Source organism: Pseudomonas coleopterorum, from assembly GCF_900105555.1.
GTDB classification, from domain to species: Bacteria; Pseudomonadota; Gammaproteobacteria; order Pseudomonadales; family Pseudomonadaceae; genus Aquipseudomonas; species Aquipseudomonas coleopterorum.
The window spans coordinates 1,641,197-1,666,189 of the sequence record NZ_FNTZ01000001.1 but is presented as its reverse complement, the minus strand read 5'-3'; the positions used below and the strand labels follow the sequence as shown (position 1 = coordinate 1,666,189).

Below are 24,993 nucleotides of genomic sequence, written 5' to 3'. Positions count from 1 at the left end.
TCAGACGGGCCGGACTCCGAAACTCATTGAGACGCACCTCACAAGGAAGATCTTCGGCCCCATGAACAACGCAAAACTGTTCGTCATCGATTACACCCTGCACGGCGACCCCAAGTCGTTCATCATCCGAGCCGAGAAAATGGACAGCAGCGAGGCTTGGCATTGGGCAAGCTGCGATGCAGGGGTCGGCCGCATCGGTCGATTCGGCCGTGAGCATGTAAAAAAGACCAGTCAGCCATCGGCCGAAAAATTCGGTATCAATGGTGTCAGCTGGCGTCCGGCCTGAGCGTCGAAGGCCTGCGTCACTGCCTGGTTGGCGTACGAATTCACTTTACCTGAGGTTGATCTGGAACATATTGTTACAAGATATGTTCCCGGCGTTGGACCGTTGTGCCCGAAAGCTCGACGCGTCTATTGCCATGGGTCACCTATAAGATCAAGTAAAGTGAGCACAGCCATGACGTCTGAGGTGGGTAAAGGCAAGGCGATCTTTCGCGTTGTCAGCGGCAATTTTCTGGAAATGTTCGATTTCATGGTCTATGGCTTCTACGCCACGGCCATCGCCAAGACGTTCTTTCCGACCGACAGTGCCTTCGCTTCGCTGATGCTGTCGCTGGCCACCTTCGGTGCCGGCTTTCTCATGCGCCCCCTGGGGGCCATCTTTCTGGGTGCGTACATCGATCGGCACGGACGGCGCAAAGGGCTGATCGTGACCTTGGCCTTGATGGCTTTGGGCACGGTATTGATTGCCTGCGTACCTGGCTATGCGACCTTGGGCGTCGCGGCGCCGCTGCTGGTGCTGCTCGGGCGACTGTTGCAGGGCTTCTCGGCAGGCGTGGAGTTGGGCGGTGTGTCGGTGTACCTGGCCGAGATTGCCACGCCGGGGCGCAAGGGTTTCTTCGTCAGCTGGCAGTCGGCCAGCCAGCAGGTCGCCGTGGTCTTCGCCGGCCTGCTCGGAGTGCTGCTCAACCACTTCCTCGATGCGCAACAAATGGGTGAATGGGGCTGGCGGGTGCCGTTCCTGGTGGGCTGCATGATCGTACCGGTGATTTTCTTCATTCGTCGTTCGCTTGAAGAGACGCCCGAGTTCGAAGCGCGCACCCATCGACCCACGCTCAAGCAAGTCGTGCATTCGGTGGCGCAGAATTTCCGCCTGGTCCTGGCGGGCATGGCGCTGGTGGTGATGACCACCGTTTCGTTCTACCTGATCACCGCCTACACGCCGACGTTCGGCAAGAACGAGCTGCACCTGTCGGACATGGATGCGCTGCTGGTGACCATGGCCGTGGGCCTTTCCAACTTCATCTGGCTGCCGATCATGGGCGCACTGTCGGACCGCATCGGGCGTAAACCTTTGCTGCTCGCGGCCACGGTGCTGGCGATTCTGACGGCCTACCCGACCTTGTCGTGGCTGGTGGCGGATCCCAGCTTTGGCCGTCTGCTGACGGTCGAGCTGTGGCTGTCGTTCCTGTATGGCTCGTACAACGGTGCCATGGTCGTGGCGCTGACCGAGATCATGCCCCTGGACGTGCGCACCACCGGGTTTTCGCTGGCCTATAGCCTGGCCACGGCGACGTTCGGCGGGTTCACCCCTGTGGCGTGCACCTACCTGATTCACGCGCTGGACAACAAGGCGGCACCGGGCATCTGGCTCAGTGGCGCGGCGGTGTTGGGGCTGGTAGCGACCCTGGTGCTGTTTCGCGGCGACCGGCATGCGCAGCGTACGGCTTTGGCGGCGCAGGCCTGATACCGCGGTGCGGCTTTCGCGGGCAGATGGCTCGCCGCCCGCCCCGCTCCCACAAGAGCCTGTATTTAAGTAACCCCCCCTGTGGGAGCGGGCTCTGCCCGCGAAGAGGCCATACCTGACACCCCACGCAAAAAAAACGCCCCGAACCAGTCGGGGCGTTTTTCATTCAGCGCTCAGGCTCAGTGTGGAAAAGCTGGAGGGTTGACGCCCGCCATGTCTTCCATCACACGGACCACCTGGCAGCTGTAGCCGAATTCGTTGTCGTACCAGACGTACAACACGACGCGGTTGTCGTTGCAGATGGTGGCCTCGGCGTCGACCACACCGGCATAGCGCGAGCCGACGAAGTCGGTCGATACCACTTCCTGGGAGTTGACGAAATCGATCTGCCGGGACAGGTCCGAGTGCAGCGCCATGTAGCGCAGGTACTCGTTCATCTCTTCGCGGGTGCTGGCCTTCTCGAGGTTCAGGTTGAGAATGGCCATGGAGACGTTCGGCGTCGGCACGCGAATGGCGTTGCCAGTCAGCTTGCCGGCCAGTTCGGGCAGCGCCTTGGCGGCAGCGGTGGCAGCGCCGGTCTCGGTGATGACCATGTTCAACGCCGCCGAACGGCCGCGACGGTCGCCCTTGTGGAAGTTGTCGATCAGGTTCTGGTCGTTGGTGTACGAGTGAACGGTTTCAACGTGGCCGTTGACGATGCCGAACTTGTCGTTGACCGCCTTGAGCACCGGTACGATGGCGTTGGTGGTGCAGGACGCCGCCGACACGATCTTGTCATCGGCAGTGATCGTGCCATGGTTGATGCCATGCACGATGTTCTTGAGCTTGCCCTTGCCCGGTGCGGTCAGCACCACGCGGTCGATGCCTGGGCAGGCCAGGTGCTGGCCAAGGCCGTCGGCATCGCGCCAGACGCCGGTGTTGTCGACCAGCAGGGCATTCTTGATGCCGTACTGGGTGTAGTCGACTTCGCTCGGGTTCTTGGCGTAGATGACCTGGATCAGGTTGCCATTGACGGTCAGGGTGCTGTTCGCTTCGTCGACATGGATGATGCCGTCGAAGGAGCCGTGCACCGAGTCGCGACGCAGCAGGCTGGCACGCTTGACCAGATCGTTGTCGGCGCCTTTGCGCACGACGATCGCACGCAGACGCAGGCCGTCGCCGGCACCCGCCTTCTCGACCAGGATGCGCGCCAGCAGGCGACCGATGCGGCCGAAACCGTACAGCACCACGTCGGTACCGGTACGCTCGCCCTGGTTCTGCTTGCCGACCACGTCCGCCAGCTCTTCACGCACGAACTGTTCGGCGCTGCGCCCGTTGCCGCTATCCTTGAACTTGACCGCGAGCTTGCCCAGATCCACGGAGGCAGCGCCCAGCTTGAGTTCGCTCATCGCCTTGATCAGCGGGAACGTCTCGTGCACCGACAGCTCCGAGGAATCGGACTGGCGATGGCGAGCGAAGCGGTGCGCCTTGAGCAGCTCGATCACCGAACGGTTGATCAGGCTGCGGCCGTAGATGGAGGTGACTACGTTGTTATTGCGGTAGAGCTGGCCGATCAAAGGAATCATCGCTTCGGCGAGTGCTTCACGATCGATCCATTCACCAAGACACTGGTCGGGCTTCTGAGTCACGGTAACCTTCCACATGTAGGGGCTGAGAAAACGGGCTACATTATGACTTCGCCGCGCGGCCGGAGCAATCTGCGCTTATCGACGTCGTGAAGTTTGGCGAATAGGACCGTCAAAAAAACCGAGGCGCGCCAACGAGGTAGCTCATACCCGGCGGTTTTCTGACAAGAGGCAGTGCGAAGCACCGTGACGCGGCCATCACCGCCCGCTCGAGCCGCCGCAATGGCACAACCCCATCACAGCACCTGACAGCCCACCGTCGCCCCGGTACAATCCTCGTTTTCCGCCGCAACGCTTGGAGCTCAACCTCCCGTGCCTGTTCTGCGCCTTCCGCAACTCCCTGCCTCGGCAGGCAAACACGCCTGGGGCAACCTGCCCGGGGCCGCCCTGAGCCTGGCGATCGCCGAAGCGGCCAATGCCGCCAAGCGCTTCACGCTTCTGCTCACTGCCGACAGCCAAAGCGCCGACCGGCTGGAGCAGGAACTGCGTTTCTTCGCCCCGCAGTTGCCGGTGTTGCATTTCCCCGACTGGGAGACCCTGCCGTACGACCTGTTCTCGCCGCACCAGGACATCATCTCCCAGCGTATCGCCGCCCTCTACCGCCTGCCCGAGCTGGCGCACGGGGTTTTGGTAGTGCCCATCACCACTGCCCTACATCGGCTGGCGCCGACCCAGTTCCTGCTGGGCAGCAGCCTGGTGCTGGACGTGGGGCAACGCCTGGACGTAGAGCAGATGCGCACGCGTCTGGAGGCCAGCGGCTACCGCTACGTCGACACGGTGTACGAGCACGGTGAATTTGCCGTGCGCGGCGCCCTGATCGACCTGTTCCCCATGGGCAGCAAGCTGCCCTATCGGATCGACCTGTTCGACGACGAGATCGAGACGCTGCGCACCTTCGACCCGGAGACCCAGCGTTCCATCGACAAGGTCGAGTCGATCCGCCTGCTGCCGGCCCGCGAATTCCCCCTGCAGAAGGAAGCGGTGACCCGCTTCAAGGCACGCTTTCGCGAACGTTTCGACGTCGATTTCCGTCGCTGCCCGATCTTTCAGGACCTGAGCAGCGGCATCACCCCTGCCGGTATCGAGTACTACCTGCCGCTGTTCTTCGAAGAAACCTCGACCCTGTTCGACTATCTGCCCCAGGACACCCAGGTGTTCTCGCTGCCGGGTATCGAACAGGCCGCCGAGCATTTCTGGAGCGACGTGCGCAACCGTTACGAGGAGCGTCGGGTCGATCCTGCGCGTCCGTTGCTGCCGCCTGCCGAACTGTTCATGCCGGTGGAAGACTGCTTCGCCCAGCTCAAGACCTGGCCACGCATCATCGTCAGCCAGGATGACCTGGAGCCGGGGCCGGGCCGTGAACGTTTCGCCGCAGCGGCGCTGCCGGACCTGGCCATCGAGGCCAAGGCCACCCAGCCCCTCGCCGCGCTGGCCGGATTCCTCGACCAATTTCCGGGGCGGGTGCTGTTCACCGCCGAATCCGCCGGTCGCCGTGAAGTGCTGCTGGAGCTGCTGGAGCGGCTCAAGGTCCGCCCTCGCACGGTGGACGGCTGGAACGAGTTCGCCGAGGGCAAGGAACGTCTGGCGATCACCATCGCGCCGCTCGACGAAGGCCTGCAGATTCTCGACCCGGCCCTGGCCCTGATCGCGGAGAGTCCGCTGTTCGGCCAGCGCGTGATGCAGCGCCGTCGTCGCGACAAGCGCGCCGACGCGGCCAATGACAACGTCATCAAGAACCTCACCGAGCTGCGCGAAGGCGCGCCGGTAGTGCACATCGACCACGGTGTGGGCCGCTACCTGGGGCTGGCGACGCTGGAGATCGACAATCAGGTCGCCGAATTCCTCACCCTGGAATACGCCGAGAACGCCAAGCTCTACGTGCCGGTGGCCAATCTGCACCTGATCGCCCGCTACACCGGAAGCGACGACGCCCTGGCCCCGCTGCACCGGCTCGGTTCAGAGGCCTGGCAGAAAGCCAAGCGCAAGGCCGCCGAGCAGGTGCGCGACGTGGCCGCCGAGTTGCTCGACATCTATGCCCGCCGCGCGGCGCGCGAAGGCTATGCGTTCGCCGACCCGGCTCTGGACTACGCCACGTTCAGCGCCGGCTTCGCTTTCGAAGAAACCCCGGACCAGCAGTCGGCCATCGAGGCCGTGCGCCACGACATGCTCGCGCCCAAGCCCATGGACCGCCTGGTGTGCGGCGACGTCGGCTTCGGCAAGACCGAAGTGGCCATGCGCGCGGCGTTCATCGCCGTGCACGGCGGCCGCCAGGTGGCCATCCTGGTGCCGACCACCCTGCTCGCCCAGCAGCACTACAACAGCTTCCGCGACCGTTTCGCCGATTGGCCGGTGACGGTCGAAGTGATGAGCCGCTTCAAGTCGGCCAAGGAAGTGGGTGCCGCCGTCGAGCAACTGGCCGAAGGCAAGATCGACATCGTCATCGGTACCCACAAGCTGCTGCAGGACGACGTCAAGATCAAGAACCTGGGCCTGGTGATCATCGACGAAGAACACCGCTTCGGGGTGCGTCAGAAAGAGGCGCTCAAGGCCCTGCGCAGTGAAGTCGACATTTTGACCCTGACCGCCACGCCGATTCCGCGCACGCTGAACATGGCCGTGGCCGGCATGCGCGACCTGTCGATCATCGCCACGCCACCGGCGCGGCGCCTGTCGGTGCGCACCTTCGTCATGGAGCAGAACAAGAGCACCGTGAAGGAAGCGCTGCTGCGCGAGCTGTTGCGCGGCGGCCAGGTGTACTACCTGCACAACGATGTGAAAACCATCGAGAAATGCGCCGCCGACCTCGCCGAACTGGTTCCCGAGGCGCGCATCGGCATCGGCCATGGGCAGATGCGCGAGCGCGAGCTGGAACAGGTGATGAGCGACTTCTATCACAAGCGCTTCAACGTACTGATCGCCTCGACCATCATCGAGACCGGCATCGACGTGCCCAGCGCCAACACCATCATCATCGAGCGCGCCGACAAGTTCGGTCTGGCCCAGTTGCACCAGCTGCGCGGGCGCGTCGGCCGCAGCCACCACCAGGCCTACGCCTACCTGTTGACCCCGCCGCGCCAGCAGATCACTCCGGACGCCGAAAAGCGTCTGGAGGCGATCGCCAATACCCAGGACCTGGGTGCCGGTTTCGTCCTGGCCACCAACGACCTGGAAATCCGCGGTGCTGGCGAGCTGCTTGGCGAAGGCCAGAGCGGGCAGATCCAGGCGGTCGGTTTCACCCTGTACATGGAAATGCTCGAACGTGCGGTCAAGTCGATCCGCAAGGGCGAGCAACCCAACCTGGACCAGCCCCTGGGCGGCGGCCCGGAGATCAACCTGCGCCTGCCCGCTCTGATTCCCGAGGACTACCTGCCCGATGTGCACGCTCGCCTGATCCTCTACAAGCGCATCGCCTCGGCGGTGGACGAGGACGGTCTCAAGGACCTGCAGGTGGAAATGATCGACCGCTTCGGCCTGTTGCCCGAACCGACCAAGAACCTGGTGCGCCTGACCCTGCTCAAGCTTCAAGCCGAGCAGTTGGGTATCACCAAGGTCGATGGTGGTCCGCAGGGTGGGCGCATCGAATTCGGCCCGAGCACGCCGGTCGATCCGCTGACCCTGATCAAGCTGATCCAGAGCCAGCCCAAGCGCTACAAGTTCGAAGGCGCCACGCTGTTCAAATTCATGGTGCCGATGGAGCGCGCCGAGGAGCGCTTCAACGTCATCGAAGCGCTGTTCGAGCGCCTGACGCCAAAAGCCGGTTGATATGCCCGATGAGCGCGTGATCGATACGCTGCAACCGCGGCCACGGCTGTGGCTGGGCAGCGTCGAGTTCAGCGCTTTCGAACCGCGCAACGGCAAGATGCAGCGTTACGTGCAGCATCGTGCAGCGCTGGCCTACGGCTACGCCGGCGAATACGTCAGCGGGCCGCGCCCCACCAGCGTCGCGCGCCAGTGGCAGAACCAGAACGCTCGAATCCTGCGCCAGCCGGCCGCCGAGCGAGCCCTGCGCGAGCAGTTGCAGGGCATCGGCTTCAAGCTGGCGACCCGGCAGAGCAAGGCGCTGCCGGAAAGCGCCGGCGAGATCTTCGAGCTGCCCAGCGATGCTGCCTGGCTGCGCTTCATCCTCAACGAGCTTCCGGGCTTGCGCGAGCAAGGTTGGGAAATCGAATACGCCGAGGCGTTCGCCTTCGACCTGACGCCGGTCGAGCGCTGGTACGCCACCATCGAGGAAGGCCCAGAGCGCGACTGGTTCGATCTGGAACTGGGCATCGTGGTCGACGGCGAACCGCTGAGCCTGCTGCCGATCCTGCTCAACCTGCTGCGCAGCCACCCGGAACTGCTCAACCCGAGCCACCTGGCGCGACGTCGCGACGACGAACAGATCCTGGTGCCCGTGCATACGGTGCAAGACGGCGTTCAGCGAACCGTGCAGGTCGCCCTGCCCTATGGCCGCTTGAAACCGGTGCTGGCAACGCTGGGGGATTTCTACCTGCGCGAACCGGGCGACACCTCGATACGCCTGGCCACCGCCGACGCCACGCGCCTCGAAGGGCTGCGGACGTTGCCTCTGGACTGGCAAGGTGGCGAGCGGGTACGTCATTTTGCCGAACGCCTGCGCGACATCCGCCACTGTCCGGTGGCCGCGCCCGACGGTTTGAACGCCACGCTGCGTCCGTACCAGCTGGAAGGCGTGAGCTGGATGCAGGCGCTGCGGCAACTGGAAGTGGGCGGCATCCTCGCCGACGACATGGGCCTGGGCAAGACCCTGCAGACCCTCGCCCATCTGCTGATCGAAAAACAGGCCGGGCGTCTGGATCGCCCGGCCATGGTGGTGATGCCCACCAGCCTGGTGCCGAACTGGCAGGACGAAGCCGCACGCTTCGCGCCCGCACTCAAGGTCCTGGCCCTGCACGGCGCCACCCGCAAGAAACACTTCGCGCATCTGGCCGAGTACGACGTGCTGCTGACCACCTATGCCCTGCTGCCCAAGGACATCGAAGTCCTCGAACAGGTGCCGCTGCACGTACTGGTGCTCGACGAAGCCCAGTACATCAAGACCCCCGGCAGCAAGGCCGCGCAGGCGGCACGTCAGCTGAGCGCGCGGCAACGCCTGTGCCTGAGCGGCACGCCCCTGGAAAATCATCTGGGCGAACTCTGGTCGCTGTTTCATTTCCTGATGCCGGGCTGGCTGGGCGACAGCAAGCAGTTCAGCCGCGACTACCGTCTGCCGATCGAGCGACAGGGCGACGAGACGCGCCTGCAGCACCTGAACGCGCGGATCAAGCCATTCCTGCTGCGCCGCACCAAGGAGCAGGTGGCCACCGAATTGCCGGCCAAGAGCGAGATCGTCCACTGGGTCGAACTCAACGAGGCGCAGCGCGACGTGTACGAGACCGTGCGCCTGGCCATGGATAAAAAGGTACGCGCCGAAATCGACCGCAAGGGCGTGGCGCGCAGTCAGATCATCATCCTCGAAGCGCTGCTCAAGCTGCGTCAGGTGTGCTGTGACCTGCGCCTGGTCAACAGCGTTGCAGCACCGCCACCGGGCCACAGTTCGGGCAAGCTGGCCAGCCTGCTGCGATTGCTCGACGAACTGCTGGGCAGCGGTCGGCGCATCCTGCTGTTCTCCCAGTTCACCTCCATGCTGGGCCTGATCGAACAGGAGCTGCAGCAGCGAGGCATCCCCTACGCATTGCTCACCGGTACCACGCGCGATCGCCGGGCACCGGTCAGGGACTTTCAGGACGGCAGGCTGCAGATCTTCCTGATCAGCCTCAAGGCCGGCGGCGTGGGCTTGAACCTGACCGCAGCGGACACGGTGATCCACTACGACCCGTGGTGGAACCCGGCCGCGGAAAACCAGGCCACCGACCGCGCCTACCGCATCGGCCAGGAAAAACCGGTGTTCGTCTACAAGCTGATCACCCGCGGCACCGTGGAAGAGAAGATCCAGCACCTGCAGCAGGAAAAGTCAGCCTTGGCGGCCGGCATTCTCGATGCACGGGAAACCGGCGACTGGCGCCTGCAGGACAACGATATCGACGCCCTGCTCGCGCCGCTGCCGAGCCCACCGGCCAAACGCCGATAGTTGCCTGAACGGCGTTTTCAGTCGACGAAATCGGCGACCGTTGCGCGCTCCCCGAGCAGAAACCCGTCGGCCACCAGCCGCAACGGCTGCAGATCGGTGTCACTGTTCCCGGCCTCGATCAATCGCGCGAAGTGCCGGTAGAGCAGCGGGTATTCACCCACCGTTTCGAGCGTCTGCGGCACATCGTCGATGAGCAGCTGCGCGCCGCCGTGGGTCAGGCGCAGGCATCCTTCGTCGCAATGTACTTCGATCTGCCAGAGCTCGTCATGACCGTGGTCCCAGTCGAAGGCGGCGCTCACCTGCAGGCCGTTCGCGTCGCTCATGCTCAGGTCAGCCGCGATCGGCGCCTGGCGATTGCCGGGAAAGCGCAGGCTGGCCTGGGTGACGAACAGGGCTTCAGGCAGCACGTGGCTGATGATCGACAGGGCGTTGATGCCCGGATCGAACACGCCGAGGCCGCCGGCCTGCCAGATCCACTGCTGGCCCGGGTGCCACTTGCGCACGTCTTCCTTCCACTGCACCGTGACCGACTGCAGGCGTTTACCCGCCAGCCAGGCGCGGGCGCTTTCGACCCCTGCGGCGAAGCGTGAATGCCAGGCGAACAGGCAGGTCACACCCTGCTCGGCGGCCAGTTCGACCAGGGCCATGGCCTCGCCGAGGCTGGCGCAGGGCGGTTTTTCCACCAGCACGTGCTTGCCGGCCAGCAGCGCTTCGCGGACCTGCGCATAGCGACCCTGAGGCGGTGTGCAGAACGCCAGCGCCTGGATATCCGCGGCCTGTTCGAGCAACTCGTGCAGGCTGCCGAAATGCGTGACGCCGGGGCATGGCTCGCCGAGGGTGGCCACGGCGACCAGCTCGAAGGATGGGTCATTGCGCAAGGCGGGGACGTGCTGATCCTGGGCAATCTTGCCGTAGCCGACCACGCCGAGACGAATGGGGGACATCGCTGACTCCTTTTTTATTGTTGGGCCTGGGCGTTATAGCAGTTACACAGCCGTCGGCATACGTGGCAATGCACGCGGCGGGCGCAACGTCGGGACCGGGATTTGCATGCAACCGTGCCGTCCCTCACCGAAGTTGCGAGCCCGCCATGCCTGATCGCGCCCTGCCTGATCGTCCTATGCCCCCTGCCCTGCGTTTCATGCTGGCCGCTCGCCGCAGCGAGCTCGAAGGCCTGCGCGGGCTGGCCGACACCTGTGAACTGGTGACGCTGATCAGCCGCCTGGTGCATGCCCTGCAGCGTGAGCGTGGCTACACCAACCTCTATCTGGGCAGCCAGGTGGAAACCCACCGCCGGCAACTGGACCTGCACACCGAGCAGGCTAAGGCACTGGAGCACGACGTACTCCAGCGCTTGCAGGCCGTGGACCTCAATGCAGCCAGCGCGGCCGACCGCGCCCGCCTGTTCAACCGCGTTGCCTACGTCCTGCACGGTTTCGACGAATTGCCCGGCCTGCGGCGGCGCATTCGCGAACGCCTGCTCGCACCCAGCGTGGCCACGGCGGCGCTGACTCGCCTGATTGGTGGACTCATGGCCGTGGTCTTCGAGGCGGCCGACACGGCCATCGATCCGGACATCACCCGGGTGCTGGTGGCGCTGTTCAACTTCATGCAGGGCAAGGAGCTGGCGGGTCAGGAGAGGGCCACCGGCGTGGCCGGCTTCTCGGCGGGTTTTTTCGACGCCAGTGTGCAGGAGCGCATCCTGCACCTGACGCAAAGCCAGGAGCGCTGCTTCCAGACCTTCAGCGAATTTGCCGACCCGCTGGCCGGTCAGCGCTGGGCCGAGCTGCAGCGCAGCGAACTCACCACACAGTTGTTGCGCCTGCGCGAAGTCGGCATGCGCACCTCGGCGCAACATCCGGTGGACCCGGGCCTGTCGCAGCTCTGGTTCGAGCTGCACAGCCAGCGCATCGATCAGATGCACGAGGTGGAGAAGCAACTTGCCGAGCAACTGTTGGCCAGTTGTCAGAGCAGCATCAAGCTGGCCAATGCCGACCTCGACAACCACCGCGTGCTGTTGCAACGCCTGGCCAGTCTGGAAACCATGGGCTGCGGCGATGCCCGGCTGTTCAGCGTGCATGCCAGCGATCTCGACAGCCCTGCGCCCGACGGTCACGGACCGCAGATGGGCCGCTCGCTGCTGGACCTGCTGCAGGCCCAGACCCACCGTCTGCAGGATGCCAACCTGCAACTGGACGAGGCCCGCCAGGCGCTCAATGAACGCAAGCTGGTGGAACGGGCCAAGCAATTGTTGATGAATGAATATGCCCTCAGCGAAAGCGAGGCGTACACCCGACTGCGGCAATCGGCGATGTCGCGAGGGCTGCGCATGGTCGACATGGCGCAGAACGTATTGGCCGTCGCTGGCAAAGGTTGAGGCACAGACTGCGCCCTATTTGCGCACCCTGCCGGTGGCATGCTCCGCATCCGTGCACACGGACGCTCCATTGCGCGAGGACCACTGCGTCCCGTGCGGCTCTCGACGCCTTGGCACGCAATCTGCTTTGAGACACACAGGACCGCAGCCAACTGCGGTCGACTATTCGAATCCTGGACAACGGCGTCCACGCGTTCCGGCAGCATTGCCCGGAGCGCGTGACCGCCGTTTTTTTTTGCATTTTTTTGGCCGCCAGCAGCAGGGGAATCAGCGATGGATGACACGCCTTTCAAAGCACACCCGCACGACGCCAAGCGTCGGCACTTTCTCAAGCAGTCGTTGACCGTGGCCGGTGCCGGTGCAGCCCTTGGACTGCTGCCACCCGGGCTGTCCTCGGCGGTCTGGGCAGCGGGCAGCGACGGTCTGGAAACCACCACGGCCAAGCTGGGCTTCATCGCGCTGACCGATGCCGCGCCGCTGTTCGTCGCCGACGAGAAAGGATTCTTCGCCAAGCACGGCATGACCGGGGTGGAAGTGCTCAAACAGTCGTCCTGGGGTACAACGCGGGACAATCTGGTGCTGGGTTCGGCCGCCAACGGCATCGACGGCGCACACATCCTCACACCCATGCCCTACCTGATCGCTGCTGGCAAGGTCACGCCCAACAACCAGCCAGTGCCCATGTACATCCTCGCGCGGCTTAACCTGTCCGGCCAGTGCATCTCGGTGGGCAACGAACATGCCGACCTCAAGCTGGGCCTGGATTCCGCACCGTTCAAGGCGGCGCTGGCCAGCAAGCGTGCCAGCGGCAAGACCGTCAATGCCGCGATGACCTTCCCCGGCGGCACCCACGATTTGTGGTTGCGCTACTGGCTGGCCGCAGGTGGCATCGACCCGAACAAGGACCTGTCCACCATCGTCGTGCCCCCGCCGCAGATGGTCGCCAACATGAAGGTCGGCAGCATGGACAGCTTCTGCGTCTGCGAACCGTGGAACGCCCAGCTGATCAATCAGAAAGTCGGCTACACGGCCAACACCACGGGAGAGATCTGGAACAAGCATCCGGAGAAGGCCCTGGCCCTGCGCGCCGACTACGTGGACAAGCACCCCAACGCGACCAAAGCCCTGCTCAAGGCCGTGATGGAAGCGCAGATGTTCTGCGAGCGGCCGGAGAACAAGGACGAAGTGGCAGAGATCTGCGCCAAGCGTCGCTGGATCAACGCGCCGGTGGCGGACATCATCGAGCGCATGAAAGGCAACTTCGACTACGGCACCGGCAAGGTGGTCAAGGACAGCCCGCACATCATGCGCTACTGGGACGACTTCGCCTCCTACCCGTTCAAGAGCCACGACCTGTGGTTCCTCACCGAGAACAAGCGTTGGGGCTACCTGCCCAAGGACTTCGACAGCCAGGCCTTGATCGCCAAGGTCAATCGCTCCGATATCTGGCGCCTGGCCGCCGGGGAATTGAACGTGCCGGCGGCGCAGATCCCCGATTCCGACTCGCGCGGTGTCGAGACCTTCTTCGACGGCAAGACCTTCGATCCTCAGAACCCGCAGGCCTATCTCGACAGCCTGTCCATCAAGGCCCTGGCCTGATGTTTCCCGCACTCACCGGAGGTCACCATGAATGCTGAAGTGAAGAAGCTGCACAGCGCCGCCCAGGCCGTCGCCAAGGCCCAGGTCAAGCCGCCGGTGATGGCGAAACTGCTGAAGAACGCCCGCCGCTTCGTGTTGCAGCAGTGCCTGCCCCCGGTGGTGATCGGCGCCCTGCTGTTGCTGGTCTGGCAACTGGTGTGCAGCGGCAAGGGCGCGGCGCTGCCGCCGCCCACTCAGGTGATCAGTGATACCTGGGAGCTGATCGTCGATCCGTTCTACGACAACGGCGGCAATGACAAGGGCATGGCCTGGCAGCTGCTGGCCAGCCTATCGCGGGTTGCCTACGGCTATGCCCTGGCCGTGGTGGTGGGGATCAGCCTGGGCGTGCTGGTGGGACAGTCGACCTGGGCCATGCGCGGGCTCGATCCGTTGTTCCAGATCCTGCGTACGGTACCGCCGCTGGCCTGGCTGCCGCTGTCGCTGGCCGGTTTCAAGGACAGCTACCCTTCGGCGATCTTCGTGATCTTCATCACCGCCATCTGGCCGATCATCATCAACACCTCGGTGGGCGTGCGCAACATTCCCGAGGACTACCGCAACGTGGCCAAGGTGCTGCGGCTCAACGGCGTCGAGTACTTCAGCAAGATCATGCTGCCGGCAGCTGCGCCCTATATCTTTTCCGGCCTGCGCATCGGCGTCGGCCTGTCGTGGCTGGCGATCATCGCCGCGGAAATGCTGATTGGCGGTGTCGGCATCGGGTTCTTCATCTGGGACGCCTGGAACGCCTCGCGCATCAGCGACATCATTCTCGCCCTGGCCTACGTGGGCATCGTCGGCTTCTGCCTCGATCGCCTGGTGGCGATGGTCGGACGCCTGGTCACCCGCGGCACTTCGCAAAGCTGAGGAGGCAACATGAGCCATTACTTGAGTATCGAAAACGTCGACAAGCACTTCGAGCGCGACGGTGTCACCAGCCAGGTGCTGCGCGGGATCAACCTGAACGTCGCACGCGGCGAGTACATTTCCATCATCGGCCACTCGGGCTGCGGCAAGTCGACGGTGCTGAACATCGTCGCCGGGCTCATCGAATCGAGCAACGGTGCGGTGATTCTCGACGGCAAGGAAGTGCGCCAGCCGGGGCCGGACCGCAGTTTGGTGTTTCAGAACCATTCGCTGCTGCCCTGGCTGACCGTTTATGAAAATGTGGCCCTGGGCGTGGACAAGGTCTTCAAGCACAGCAAGAGCAAGAGCGAGCGCCATGCCTGGACCCTGCACAACCTGGAAATGGTCAACATGACCCACGCGCTGCACAAGCGCCCGAGCGAGATTTCCGGCGGCATGAAGCAGCGTGTGGGCATCGCCCGCGCGCTGGCGATGCAGCCCAAGGTGTTGTTGCTCGACGAACCGTTCGGCGCGCTGGACGCGCTGACCCGCGCCCACTTGCAGGATGAGGTGATGCGCATCCAGAGCGAGCTGCACAACACGGTGATGATGATCACTCACGATGTCGACGAGGCGGTGCTGCTGTCCGATCGCATCGTGATGATGACCAACGGCCCGGCGGCGACCATCGGCGAAATCCTCACCATCGACCTGCCCCGCCCCCGCAGCCGCCTGGCCCTGGCCGACGACCCGCGCTACAACCAGTACCGCCTGGCGGTGCTCAGTTTCCTCTACGAGAAACAGGGGAAAGTCGTCGAAGCCGTCGCCTGAACCACCGCACCCACCGCCGACGCGAGCGCCGCGTTCCCTGTAGCAGCGGTGCAAGCCGCGTCCGGCCTCACCGCGGTGCCCCTGATCCACCGCATCCACCGCCGACGCGGCTCGCGCCGCTGCTACAGGAACGGCGCAAGCCGCGTCCGGCTTCACCGCGGTGCCCCAGACCCACCGCAACCACCGCCAGCGCAAGCACCGCGTTCCCTGTAGCAGCGGCGCAAGCCGCGTCCGGCCTCACCTCGGTACCCCTGACCCACCGCATCCACCGCCGACGCGAGCGCCGCGTCCCTGTAGCAGCGGCGCAAGCCGCGTCCGGCTTCATCGCTTCAGGTCCTGAAACCACACCGAACCCCGTTACGATGGCTGGGTCTACTGGGTGCCGGCCAGCGTCCATCACCCGTGCAAATTTGCAGGCATTACCTGCATTAATCTGCATTGAAAGCTGCAAACTTGCCTGTCACGATCACCTGGTCCGCTTATTTATCTCAGGAAATCAATAACAAGCAGGGATTCAGCGATGACAACTCAGGTCTTTCCACCTCCCCAGCGGTCTTCCCTGGGGCTCGATGACCAGGTACTCGGCGAAGTCCGTAACCACATCGGCCACTTGACCCTCAACCGCCCCGCCGGTCTGAATGCACTCACCCTCGACATGATCCGCGCCCTACGCGGCTATCTCGACGCCTGGGCGCTGGACCCGCACATCCATGCCGTGGTGCTGCGCGGCGCTGGCGACCGCGGCTTCTGCGCCGGCGGCGACATTCGCAACCTCTACCTCAGCTATCGCGGCCATGAAGCCCTGCATGAGGTCTTCTTCGACGAAGAATACGCCCTGGACCAGTGCCTGCATCAGTATCGCAAGCCCGTGCTGGCCCTGCTCGACGGCTACACCCTGGGCGGTGGCATGGGCCTGGCTCAGGCGGCCGAACTGCGCGTCGTCACCGAGCGCAGCAAGCTGGGCATGCCCGAAGTGGCCATCGGCTATTTCCCCGATGTGGGCGCCACCTATTTCCTGAGCCGCATCCCCGGTGAAATCGGCACCTACCTGGGCGTCACCGGGGTCCAGATCGCGGCCGCCGATGCACTCTATTGCGGTCTGGCGGACTGGTACCTGGAAAGCGACCGGTTGACCCTGCTCGATGAGCGCCTGGACAGACTGCAATGGGGCGACAACCCTCTCAAGGACCTGCAGGGCGTCCTCGCTCGCCTCGGCGTGCAAAGCCTGCCCGACGCCCCGCTGCACCGGCTGCGGCCGGCCATCGATCACTTCTTCAGTCAGGACGACTTGACCAGCCTGGTCGAGCAACTGGAAAACGTGAACGTCGCCGACAGTCAGCAGTGGGCGCAGAACACCGCGCAGCTGATGCGCACCCGCTCGCCAGTGGCGATGGCGGTGACCCTCGAACTGCTGCGCCGCGGTCGCCACCTCAGCCTGGACGACTGCTTCGCCTTGGAGCTGCACCTCAATCGCCAGTGGTTCGAACAGGGCGACCTGATCGAAGGCGTCCGTGCTTTACTGATCGACAAAGACAAGAACCCGCGTTGGAACCCACCGACGCTAGACCGGCTCACGCCTGCGCGCATCGAGCCCTTCTTCCAAGGCCTCTGAGGCCGGAGTCTGCCATGCAAGACCTGGAACTGAGCGAAGAACAGATCATGATCCGTGACATGGCGCGCGACTTCGCCCGCGCCGAAGTTGCCCCCCATTCCCGTGCCTGGGAACAGGCCGGCTGGATCGATGACGCCCTGGTGGCGCAGATGGGCGCCCTTGGGCTACTGGGCATGGTGGTGCCCGAGCAATGGGGCGGCAGTTACACCGACTACGTCGCCTACGCCCTGGCGGTGGAAGAAATCTCCGCCGCCGATGGTGCGCTGGGGGCGTTGATGAGCGTGCACAACTCTGTGGGCTGCGGCCCCTTGCTCAACTATGGCAGCCCGGCCCAGCAGGACACCTGGCTGGCAGCGCTGGCCAGCGGCGAGGCCATCGGCTGCTTCTGCCTGACCGAACCCCAGGCGGGCTCCGAGGCGAACAACCTGCGTACCCGCGCCGTGCTCGAGGGCGAGCACTGGGTCATCGACGGTGCCAAGCAGTTCGTCACCAACGGTCGTCGGGCCAGGCTCGCCATCGTCTTCGCGGTCACCGACCCGGAACTGGGCAAGAAGGGCCTGTCCGCCTTTCTGGTGCCCACCGACACGCCCGGGTTTACCGTCGACCGCAGCGAGCACAAGCTCGGTATCCGCGCCTCCGACACCTGCGCCATCACCTTGAGCCAGTGTCGCGTCCCTGCCGACAACCTGCTTGGCGAGCGCGGCAAGGGCCTGAACATCGCGCTGTCCAACCTGGAAGGCGGCCGTATCGGCATCGCCGCCCAGGCACTGGGCATCGCACGCGCGGCGTTCGAAGCGGCATTGGGCTACGCCCGCGAGCGGGTTCAGTTCGGCAAGCCGATCATCGAGCACCAAAGCGTGGCCAACCTGCTGGCCGACATGCAGGTGCAGGTCAACGCCGCGAGACTGCTGGTGCTGCATGCCGCACGCCTGCGCAGTGCAGGCCTGCCCTGCCTGTCCGAAGCCTCCCAGGCGAAGCTCTTCGCCTCGGAAATGGCCGAGCGGGTCTGCTCCAGCGCCGTGCAGATACACGGTGGCTATGGCTATCTGGAAGATTATCCGGTGGAGAAGTATTACCGCGATGCGCGCATCACCCAGATCTACGAAGGCTCCAGCGAGATCCAGCGCATGCTGATCGCCCGCGAGCTGCGCAACTATCTACTGTAACTGCGCTGTAATCACCGCATAGCGACGGGGCTGGCTATGGACCAGCCCTGTTTCGATCAATTTCCCTTGAACTGCGGCTCGCGCTTGGCGATGAACGCCGCCATCCCCTCTTTCTGATCTTCGCTGGCGAAGGCGGCGTGGAACACCCGACGCTCGAAACGAACCCCTTCTGCCAAGCTCACCTCGAACGCACGATTGACGCTTTCCTTGACCATCATCGCGATCGGCAACGATTTCGCTGCGATCTGAGCGGCAACCTCCATGGCTTCATCCAACAACCGGTCGGCGGCGACGATGCGGGCCACCAGCCCTGCGCGTTCGGCCTCTTCGGCGCCCATCAGGCGCCCGGTCAGGCACAGCTCCATGGCCTTGGCCTTGCCCACCGCATGGGTCAGGCGCTGCGTGCCGCCCATGCCCGGCAGCACGCCCAGCTTGATTTCGGGCTGGCCGAACTTGGCGTTGTCGGCGGCCAGGATGAAATCGCACATCAACGCCAGTTCGCACCCACCGCCCAAGGCGAAACCGGCCACGGCAGCGATGATCGGCTTGCGTCGGTTGGCGACCCGGTCGCTCTCGTGAAACAGATCGTCGAGGTAGATCTGCGGATAGCGCAGTTCGGCCATTTCCTTGATGTCGGCACCGGCGGCGAACGCCTTGGCCGAGCCGGTGAGAACGATGCAGCCGATCTCGCGATCGCGCTCCAGAGCATCCAGAGCCTGATTCAGCTCGTCGATCAACTGAGCGTTGAGAGCGTTCAGCGCCTGCGGGCGGTTGAGCGTGATCAAACCCACGCGACCTCGGGTTTCCAAAAGGATGGTTTCAAAAGCCATGGCCTATCTCCAGGTGGAGGCATTGTCTGCCTCGATGGTTATTGTTGTAGCGATCCATGGACGGCTCCCCGGCCATGATCGTGCGTCGTGTTTGTAGCATTCTGAAACCTGATGCGGGACATTTCTCGTCGCAGCCGGGCACCACCGGGCCATGTCGGCCTCCAATAGGTGCTACGGTGCTGGCCGGCAACACCCTGCAACCGTACGTCCATCCTGCGCCACCGTCCATTCCAGGAGGTCTCCATGCTTCGCCTGTCCCTGCTGGCGCTCGCCAGTGTCTTCGCCCAGCCCCTGCTGGCCGCCGAATCCTCGCCCGCCTACGGTCCCGAACTGCAGGGCTTCGACTATCCGTACACGCTGCAACATTACGCCTTCGAGTCCCAAGGCAAAAGCCTGCAGATGGGCTACCTGGACGTTGCCGCCAATGGCAAGGCCAACGGCCGCACCGTGGTGCTGATGCATGGCAAGAACTTCTGCGCCGCCACTTGGGAAAGCTCGATCAAGACGCTCAGCGATGCCGGCTACCGAGTGGTCGCACCGGACCAGATCGGCTTTTGCACCTCTAGCAAGCCGGAACACTACCAATACAGTTTCCAGCAACTGGCCAACAACACCCATGACCTGCTGACCCGCATCGGGGTCAAGGAAGCGGTGATCATGGGCCACTCCACCGGCGGCATGCTGGCGACCCGCTACGCCTTGATGTTTCCCGAGGACACCGAGCGCCTGGCCATGGTCAACCCGATCGGCCTGGAAGACTGGAAAGCCCTGGGCGTGCCCTATCGCAGTGTCGACCAGTGGTTCGAGCGCGAGTCCAAGGTCACCGCCGAGGGTATCCGCAACTACGAGCGCACCACCTACTATGGCGGTCGCTGGAAGCCGGAATACGATCGCTGGGTGGACATGCTCGCCGGCCTGAACAAAGGCCCGGGGCATACCTTGGTGGCATGGAACTCGGCGCTGATCTACGACATGATCTTCACCCAGCCGGTGGTCTACGAGTTCAAGGACCTGAAGGTGCCGACCCTGCTGCTGATCGGCGACGCCGACACCACGGCCATCGGCAGCGATGTCGCACCGCCCGAGGTCAAGGCACGGCTGGGCAAGTACGCCGTGCTGGGCAAGCAGGCCAGCCAGATGATCCCCCACAGCACCCTGGTGGAGTTCGCAGGCTTGGGCCATGCACCGCAGATGGAAGAGCCGGCGCGCTTCCACAAGGCTCTGCTCGACTGGCTGGACGCTCCCCAGAAACCGCTCTGACAAGAGGCAATGCCCATGCGAATAGCCGTCATCGACGATTGGCAATCGGTGGCTGAAAACGTGGTCGACTGGACCCCGCTGCAGGCCGTCGGCCAGCTCGACTTCATCCACGATTACCCAGCCGACGGCCGCGTTCTGGCCGAGCGTCTGGCGGCCTATACCGTCATCTGCGTGATGCGTGAACGCACCTGCTTCGACGCAGCCCTGCTCCAGCAGTTGCCGCAGCTCAAACTGCTGGTGACCGGCGGTATGCGCAACGCCGCCATTGACCTGCAGGCTGCGGCGCGACTGGGCATTCAGGTCGCCGGTACCGACAGCTACAAGCATGCGGCGCCGGAGCTGACCTGGGCCCTGCTGATGGCTTTGACCCGTGACCTGCTCGGCGAAGCCCAGTCGCTGCGCAGCGGTGGCTGGCAAATCGGCCTGGGTGGCGATCTGCATGGCAGCACCCTGGGCTTGCTGGGCCTGGGTAGCATCGGTGAGAAAGTGGCGCGCTTCGGCCAGGCGTTCGGTATGCGCGTGATCGCCTGGAGCCAGAACCTCACACCGCAACGCGCCGCCGAAGTAGGCGTGGAGTACGTCGACAAACAGCAGCTGTTCGAACAGGCCGACGTGCTCAGCGTGCATCTGGTGCTCGGCGAGCGCAGCCGTGGGCTGGTCGATGCACAGGCGTTGACGTGGATGAAGCCGGGCGCGCGGCTGGTGAACACTTCACGCGGCCCGATCATCGACGAGACCGCGCTGATCCAAGCCCTGCGCGAGGGTCGCCTCGCTGGCGCGGCACTGGATGTGTTCGACGAAGAGCCGCTGCCGCAAGATCATCCGTTCCGCACGCTGCCCAACGTGCTGGCGACGCCCCACATCGGCTACGTTACCGGCAACAACTACCGGCTGTTCTTCACTCAGATGATCGAAGACATACTGGCCTGGCATGCCGGCCAGCCCGTGCGCCTGCTGGCCGGCCAATAACCGCGTTCAGTCGATCAATGCCGCCGCGCGCAGTGCAGCAGTCGCTTGTTGCCAGCGCGGATGCTGACGGTACTCGACATTGGCGAAGGCCCGGCCGCGCATGGCGGCGATGCGTGGCGAAGGCTGCACGCCCATGCGCTGGGCAGCGCTCAAGGCCAGTTCGGCCGCAGCGCGGTCGTTGCACACCAGGCCCATATCGCAGCCCGCGCTCAGGGCCGCCTCGATCCGACTGGCAGCGTCACCCACGACGTGAGCGCCGGCCATCGACAGGTCGTCGCTGAAAATCACTCCCTCGAAGCCGAGTTCGCCGCGCAGAATGTCCTGCAGCCAGCGACGCGAGAAGCCTGCCGGGTTGCCGTCGACCTGCGGGTAGATGACGTGGGCCGGCATGACCGCCGCCAGCTGGCCGGCCAACCGCGCGAAGGGCACCAGATCGCACGCGCGAATCTGCTCCAGAGAACGCTCGTCGGTGGGAATCGCCACGTGGGAGTCGGCTTCGGCCCAGCCATGGCCGGGAAAATGCTTGCCGCACGCTGCCATGCCCGCGGCATTCATGCCTCGGATGAACGCCCCGGCGAGCGCCGTCGCGCGCTCGGGATCACCCTCGAAGGCACGGGTACCGACCACGGCGCTGTGGCCATGATCGAGGTCCAATACCGGCGCGAAGCTCAAGTCCAGGCCCACAGCCAACACTTCGGCGGCCATCAACCAACCACAATGCTCGGCCAGACCGATCGCATCGGCATGACGCGCCAGCTCGCGCATGGCCGGTAGCCGCACGAAGCCCTGACGCAAACGTTGCACACGCCCACCCTCCTGATCCACGGCCAGGATCAGCTCCGGCCGTACGGCGCGGATGGCCGCGGTCAGCTCGCGCACCTGGCGTGGATGCTCGATGTTGCGCGCGAAGATGATCAGTCCGGCGACTTCGGGTTGGCGCAACAACTGCCGGTCCTCGGCGGTAAGCCAGGTGCCGGCGACGTCGACCATCAGGGAGCCTTGCAGACGAGCGCTCATGAGGTTTCCTTGTAGAGGGGGATCGGGAGGTTGGCCGTGCAGGCCTCAGGCCTTCACGGCGGCCGGAGTGCTCTTGCTGCGCGGGCGCAACTGAGCCGCAGCCATGGTCGGGTCGGTCACCGCACTCTGCGCGCGCATGCCCGCCGCGAGGAATGGCACCATCAGACGCATGACCTGCTCGATCGAGGTGTCCACGCCAAAGTCGGTTTCGGCGATGGCACGCAGCGCCTTGATCCCGGACATGCTGAACGCGGCGGCGCCGAGCATGAAATGCACGCGCCAGAACAGCTCGATGGGCGGAATGCGCGGCGCCGCTTCGTTGACCAGGAGCATGTAGCGGCGGAACACCTTGCCGTACATGTCTTCCAGGTAACGACGCAAGTGACCCTGACTCTGGCTGAAGGCCAGGCCCAGCAGGCGCATGAAGATGGAAAGGTCGTTGCCACTGCGCGGTTGCACCACCAAGGCCTGCTCGACGAGAATCTCGAGGAGCTCCTCGAGGCTGGCCTTGGGCGTGGCACTGGCCTGACGCCGCTCCAGCTCGCGGTCGAGGCTGGCACAGAAAGGCCCGAGGAATCGCGAGAACACCGCCTGGATAAGCGCCTTCTTAGAGCCGAAATGGTAGTTCACCGCCGCCAGATTGACCCCGGCCTTGCTGGTGATCAGGCGCAGCGAGGTTTCCGCGAAGCCTTTTTCCGCAAAAAGCTGTTCCGCGGCATCGAGAATGCGTTCAACGGTTTCCGACTGGGCCATGGCAACTCCGCCTGACAAACACTTGTTTGAAACATACGTTTCAAACGGGCTGATTGTCAAGCCTGTGCGGGCGGTTTGTAGCCATGCAGCCACGTATTAAAGCACACAAATTCATCGCCTTAGCGCAGCATGCGATCATCTACCTTTCGAACCCCAAGAAAACGGTGTTGCCAAGGGCAATGCACTGTATATAATCCCAGTCACTGTACAAAAAGACAGAGCCATCCCAATGTTGAAATTGACGCCACGCCAAGCTGAAATTCTCGCCTTCATCAAGCGCTGCCTTGACGACAATGGCTTCCCACCTACCCGTGCAGAAATCGCCCAGGAACTGGGTTTCAAATCCCCCAACGCCGCTGAGGAACACCTCAAGGCCCTGGCGCGCAAAGGCGCGATCGAAATGACCCCGGGCGCCTCACGCGGCATTCGTATTCCCGGCTCCGAGGCACGCAACGACGATTCCAGTCTTCCAGTGGTCGGCCGCGTTGCAGCGGGCGCGCCCATTCTGGCGCAGGAACACATCGAGGAGTCCTGCAAGATCAACCCGGGCTTCTTTCATCCACGCGCCGATTATCTGTTGCGGGTACAGGGCATGAGCATGCGCGATGTCGGCATCCTCGACGGCGACCTGCTCGCCGTGCACACCTGCCGTGAAGTGCGCAATGGCCAGATCGTCGTGGCCCGTATCGGCGATGAAGTGACGGTCAAGCGGTTCCAGCGCGAGGGCAACAAGGTTTTCTTGGTTGCGGAAAACCCCGACTTCGCACCCATTGAAGTCAACCTCAAGGATCAGGATCTGGTCATTGAAGGTCTGAGCGTCGGCGTCATTCGTCGATAAGGAGGCGTCATGCAGTTTCCCCTTTCATCCCAACAAGCACAGATGTCGCTGTTCGAAGCTTTCATGTCTGCACCGGTGGCGCCGCGATTCAAGGAGGCCGTCGAGTCGCCCTGGACCGTTGCCGACCCGGATGTATTCAGCGAGATGTCGCTGCGCGGTGCTGCGGGGAACTGCCTGAACCTGCTGGCCCCCATGCTGCGCGAACTGAGCGAGGAGCAGGACGCGCGCTGGATGACCTTGATCGCGCCACCGGCGAGCCTGACCCAGGCCTGGCTGCGCGATGCCGGGCTCAATCGCGAACGGATACTGCTATTGCAGCCGCGGGGCACGCAGAGCGCACAGCAACTGGCGTGCGAAGCGCTGCGTCTGGGTCGTAGTCATACTGTGGTGAGCTGGCTCAATCCGTTGCCGGCCGTGGCCAGGCAACAATTGATCACGGCCGCACGCCAAGGCGGCGCGCAGAGCTTGAACATTCGATTGGGATAGCCAAGAAACACACTGGGTACTGTCCGCCCAGGCAAGCGCGAGGCGCTCGCTGAGCGGCAGCATCAGTGCAGGACGCGCGGCCCGTCGTCCTTGTCGATTTCACCTTCCACCAGTTTGCCGGCCATCTGTACGCCGACACTGAGCATGGCCTTGGCCACTTCCACGTGCTGGCCCTGCAGAAATGCCTTGGCATCTTCGGAAAAATTCAGCGTCACCAGCGAACCTTCGTCCTCGGCACGACGCAACTCGATGCGGCCGTCAGGCAGCTCGACAATCTCAAGAAAGGACGTAGGCATAAGGACATGTTCTCCACGAAAGGCGAGCATTGTAGCAGCGCCACGCTGAATCAGCACTCACTCAACCCTTCCCTGAAGCGAACGGTCAAGCCCCTGAGCTGCTGACGCCAGCTTTCAAGCACCTCGCGACTCAGCTCCGGCTCTTCCACCTCGTCCAGATTGACCGCCTGTATCAACGGCTGGGTCACATCTCCCTTGGGCTTCTTGGGCGCCCTTGGCGGTACGAACAGCGCGCCATGGGCGGCAAGCAACTGCGCCAGCCAGGTATGCGGATGCTGGGCCAGCTCCACCAGTTCACCAAGTTCGGGAATCGACGTGCCATCCAACGCTTGCGGCGTCAGCAGGGTTTCGGCGCGGGCCGTGCCGGCCTGTGGCAGGCGGTAGTAACCGGCGATCTCATGGCACAGCCCCAGCAAGGCACCGTAGAGGTGGAACAACGCCGACTCGCGCTGCGCCTGCAACTGCGCCTGGGCGTTGATCGCCTGGCCCTGCTCGGCCTTGCCCATGGCTTCCAGCGCCAGCCCGGCAAAATAGATTTTCTGGTTGGTACGGGTGTAGAGCTCATAGGCCATGGTGGCGGTCTCCGCAATGAACACTGATCGCCTACAGTGTCGGGA

Annotated in this window: 21 protein-coding genes; 14 read left to right on the top strand and 7 right to left on the bottom strand. The window is 64.0% G+C overall.

Annotation, left to right across the window (positions count from 1 at the left end):
* The first annotated feature begins 61 nt into the window (after nt 1-61).
* Nucleotides 62-286 carry a DUF6555 family protein gene (locus BLV18_RS07410; RefSeq protein WP_049859148.1) on the top strand — a complete coding sequence of 75 codons (225 nt, stop codon included), beginning with the start codon at nt 62-64 and terminating at the stop codon, nt 284-286.
* Nucleotides 287-457: 171 nt separating this feature from the next.
* Entirely contained in the window at nt 458-1,747 is a 1,290-nt protein-coding gene (tcuC, locus tag BLV18_RS07405; RefSeq protein ID WP_090357382.1) for an MFS transporter, read from the top strand.
* Nucleotides 1,748-1,926: 179 nt separating this feature from the next.
* Here tcuC and BLV18_RS07400 read toward each other — a convergent pair whose 3' ends face one another.
* Nucleotides 1,927-3,390: a glyceraldehyde-3-phosphate dehydrogenase gene (locus BLV18_RS07400; RefSeq protein WP_090357380.1), complete on the bottom strand. Its 1,464-nt coding sequence runs from the start codon at nt 3,388-3,390 to the stop codon at nt 1,927-1,929.
* 294 nt (nt 3,391-3,684) lie between these two features.
* Between BLV18_RS07400 and mfd the strand changes: the two genes are divergently transcribed.
* Nucleotides 3,685-7,134: a transcription-repair coupling factor gene (mfd, locus tag BLV18_RS07395; RefSeq protein WP_056843064.1), complete on the top strand. Its 3,450-nt coding sequence runs from the start codon at nt 3,685-3,687 to the stop codon at nt 7,132-7,134.
* A gap of 1 nt (nt 7,135) precedes the next feature.
* Nucleotides 7,136-9,460, top strand: coding sequence for a DEAD/DEAH box helicase (locus tag BLV18_RS07390; protein ID WP_090357378.1), 2,325 nt, complete (start codon nt 7,136-7,138; stop codon nt 9,458-9,460).
* 17 nt (nt 9,461-9,477) lie between these two features.
* Here the strand turns inward: BLV18_RS07390 and BLV18_RS07385 are convergent, their stop codons facing one another.
* Nucleotides 9,478-10,404: a Gfo/Idh/MocA family protein gene (locus BLV18_RS07385; protein ID WP_090357375.1), complete on the bottom strand. Its 927-nt coding sequence runs from the start codon at nt 10,402-10,404 to the stop codon at nt 9,478-9,480.
* A gap of 146 nt (nt 10,405-10,550) precedes the next feature.
* On the opposite strand from BLV18_RS07385, the gene BLV18_RS07380 reads away from it, so the two are divergent.
* The 6 genes from BLV18_RS07380 to BLV18_RS07355 all read left to right on the top strand — a co-directional run bounded on the left by BLV18_RS07380 (nt 10,551) and on the right by BLV18_RS07355 (nt 17,927).
* Nucleotides 10,551-11,837, top strand: a complete 1,287-nt coding sequence (locus BLV18_RS07380) for a nitrate regulatory protein (RefSeq protein WP_244156815.1) — start codon at nt 10,551-10,553, stop codon at nt 11,835-11,837.
* Between the two features lie 273 nt (nt 11,838-12,110).
* Nucleotides 12,111-13,436 (top strand): CmpA/NrtA family ABC transporter substrate-binding protein, encoded by a 1,326-nt coding sequence (locus BLV18_RS07375; protein ID WP_090357372.1) that lies wholly within the window; start codon nt 12,111-12,113, stop codon nt 13,434-13,436.
* A 27-nt stretch (nt 13,437-13,463) separates the two neighbouring features.
* Nucleotides 13,464-14,339 (top strand): nitrate ABC transporter permease, encoded by an 876-nt coding sequence (gene ntrB / locus BLV18_RS07370; RefSeq protein ID WP_082484494.1) that lies wholly within the window; start codon nt 13,464-13,466, stop codon nt 14,337-14,339.
* Nucleotides 14,340-14,348: 9 nt separating this feature from the next.
* Complete coding sequence (locus tag BLV18_RS07365; RefSeq protein ID WP_043188292.1) at nt 14,349-15,149, top strand: ABC transporter ATP-binding protein; 801 nt, start codon at nt 14,349-14,351, stop codon at nt 15,147-15,149.
* Between the two features lie 520 nt (nt 15,150-15,669).
* The gene (locus tag BLV18_RS07360; protein ID WP_090357371.1) at nt 15,670-16,761 is read left to right on the top strand and encodes an enoyl-CoA hydratase/isomerase family protein; all 1,092 of its coding nucleotides are present in this window, start codon (nt 15,670-15,672) and stop codon (nt 16,759-16,761) included.
* Between the two features lie 14 nt (nt 16,762-16,775).
* Nucleotides 16,776-17,927 carry an acyl-CoA dehydrogenase family protein gene (locus BLV18_RS07355; protein ID WP_090357369.1) on the top strand — a complete coding sequence of 384 codons (1,152 nt, stop codon included), beginning with the start codon at nt 16,776-16,778 and terminating at the stop codon, nt 17,925-17,927.
* A 56-nt stretch (nt 17,928-17,983) separates the two neighbouring features.
* On the opposite strand, the gene BLV18_RS07350 is transcribed toward BLV18_RS07355, so the two are convergent.
* Complete coding sequence (locus BLV18_RS07350; protein ID WP_090357367.1) at nt 17,984-18,757, bottom strand: enoyl-CoA hydratase; 774 nt, start codon at nt 18,755-18,757, stop codon at nt 17,984-17,986.
* 243 nt (nt 18,758-19,000) lie between these two features.
* On the opposite strand from BLV18_RS07350, the gene BLV18_RS07345 reads away from it, so the two are divergent.
* Together BLV18_RS07345 and BLV18_RS07340 are read left to right on the top strand one after the other, a co-directional pair.
* Nucleotides 19,001-20,017 carry an alpha/beta fold hydrolase gene (locus tag BLV18_RS07345; RefSeq protein WP_090357364.1) on the top strand — a complete coding sequence of 339 codons (1,017 nt, stop codon included), beginning with the start codon at nt 19,001-19,003 and terminating at the stop codon, nt 20,015-20,017.
* A 9-nt stretch (nt 20,018-20,026) separates the two neighbouring features.
* A complete protein-coding gene (locus tag BLV18_RS07340; protein WP_090357362.1) occupies nt 20,027-20,986 on the top strand; it encodes a D-2-hydroxyacid dehydrogenase family protein in 960 nt (319 codons plus the stop codon).
* A gap of 6 nt (nt 20,987-20,992) precedes the next feature.
* Here BLV18_RS07340 and nagZ read toward each other — a convergent pair whose 3' ends face one another.
* Entirely contained in the window at nt 20,993-22,003 is a 1,011-nt protein-coding gene (gene nagZ / locus BLV18_RS07335; RefSeq protein ID WP_090357360.1) for a beta-N-acetylhexosaminidase, read from the bottom strand.
* Between the two features lie 45 nt (nt 22,004-22,048).
* On the bottom strand, nt 22,049-22,756 hold the full coding sequence (locus BLV18_RS07330) for a TetR/AcrR family transcriptional regulator (protein ID WP_090357359.1): 708 nt from the start codon (nt 22,754-22,756) through the stop codon (nt 22,049-22,051).
* 229 nt (nt 22,757-22,985) lie between these two features.
* Here BLV18_RS07330 and lexA point away from each other — a divergent pair, with 229 nt between their 5' ends.
* Nucleotides 22,986-23,594 (top strand): transcriptional repressor LexA, encoded by a 609-nt coding sequence (lexA, locus tag BLV18_RS07325; RefSeq protein ID WP_049859132.1) that lies wholly within the window; start codon nt 22,986-22,988, stop codon nt 23,592-23,594.
* A gap of 9 nt (nt 23,595-23,603) precedes the next feature.
* Nucleotides 23,604-24,080 (top strand): SOS-induced cell division inhibitor SulA, encoded by a 477-nt coding sequence (sulA, locus tag BLV18_RS07320; RefSeq protein WP_090357357.1) that lies wholly within the window; start codon nt 23,604-23,606, stop codon nt 24,078-24,080.
* Between the two features lie 62 nt (nt 24,081-24,142).
* On the opposite strand, the gene BLV18_RS07315 is transcribed toward sulA, so the two are convergent.
* Nucleotides 24,143-24,376, bottom strand: a complete 234-nt coding sequence (locus tag BLV18_RS07315) for a hypothetical protein (protein ID WP_049859130.1) — start codon at nt 24,374-24,376, stop codon at nt 24,143-24,145.
* A gap of 50 nt (nt 24,377-24,426) precedes the next feature.
* Entirely contained in the window at nt 24,427-24,948 is a 522-nt protein-coding gene (locus BLV18_RS07310; protein ID WP_090362090.1) for a DUF6586 family protein, read from the bottom strand.
* Nucleotides 24,949-24,993: the final 45 nt, after the last annotated feature.

Coding starts and splice junctions, on each gene's coding strand:
- nagZ (WP_090357360.1), bottom strand. CDS start 22,003: ATGAGCGCTCGTCTGCAAGGCTCCCTGATGGTCGACGTCGCCGGCACC.
- BLV18_RS07330 (WP_090357359.1), bottom strand. CDS start 22,756: ATGGCCCAGTCGGAAACCGTTGAACGCATTCTCGATGCCGCGGAACAG.
- BLV18_RS07380 (WP_244156815.1), top strand. CDS start 10,551: ATGCCTGATCGCGCCCTGCCTGATCGTCCTATGCCCCCTGCCCTGCGT.
- BLV18_RS07345 (WP_090357364.1), top strand. CDS start 19,001: ATGCTTCGCCTGTCCCTGCTGGCGCTCGCCAGTGTCTTCGCCCAGCCC.
- BLV18_RS07390 (WP_090357378.1), top strand. CDS start 7,136: ATGCCCGATGAGCGCGTGATCGATACGCTGCAACCGCGGCCACGGCTG.
- lexA (WP_049859132.1), top strand. CDS start 22,986: ATGTTGAAATTGACGCCACGCCAAGCTGAAATTCTCGCCTTCATCAAG.
- BLV18_RS07340 (WP_090357362.1), top strand. CDS start 20,027: ATGCCCATGCGAATAGCCGTCATCGACGATTGGCAATCGGTGGCTGAA.
- BLV18_RS07365 (WP_043188292.1), top strand. CDS start 14,349: ATGAGCCATTACTTGAGTATCGAAAACGTCGACAAGCACTTCGAGCGC.
- BLV18_RS07310 (WP_090362090.1), bottom strand. CDS start 24,948: ATGGCCTATGAGCTCTACACCCGTACCAACCAGAAAATCTATTTTGCC.
- BLV18_RS07315 (WP_049859130.1), bottom strand. CDS start 24,376: ATGCCTACGTCCTTTCTTGAGATTGTCGAGCTGCCTGACGGCCGCATC.
- tcuC (WP_090357382.1), top strand. CDS start 458: ATGACGTCTGAGGTGGGTAAAGGCAAGGCGATCTTTCGCGTTGTCAGC.
- BLV18_RS07360 (WP_090357371.1), top strand. CDS start 15,670: ATGACAACTCAGGTCTTTCCACCTCCCCAGCGGTCTTCCCTGGGGCTC.
- BLV18_RS07385 (WP_090357375.1), bottom strand. CDS start 10,404: ATGTCCCCCATTCGTCTCGGCGTGGTCGGCTACGGCAAGATTGCCCAG.
- BLV18_RS07400 (WP_090357380.1), bottom strand. CDS start 3,390: ATGTGGAAGGTTACCGTGACTCAGAAGCCCGACCAGTGTCTTGGTGAA.
- BLV18_RS07375 (WP_090357372.1), top strand. CDS start 12,111: ATGGATGACACGCCTTTCAAAGCACACCCGCACGACGCCAAGCGTCGG.
- ntrB (WP_082484494.1), top strand. CDS start 13,464: ATGAATGCTGAAGTGAAGAAGCTGCACAGCGCCGCCCAGGCCGTCGCC.
- BLV18_RS07355 (WP_090357369.1), top strand. CDS start 16,776: ATGCAAGACCTGGAACTGAGCGAAGAACAGATCATGATCCGTGACATG.
- BLV18_RS07350 (WP_090357367.1), bottom strand. CDS start 18,757: ATGGCTTTTGAAACCATCCTTTTGGAAACCCGAGGTCGCGTGGGTTTG.
- sulA (WP_090357357.1), top strand. CDS start 23,604: ATGCAGTTTCCCCTTTCATCCCAACAAGCACAGATGTCGCTGTTCGAA.
- BLV18_RS07410 (WP_049859148.1), top strand. CDS start 62: ATGAACAACGCAAAACTGTTCGTCATCGATTACACCCTGCACGGCGAC.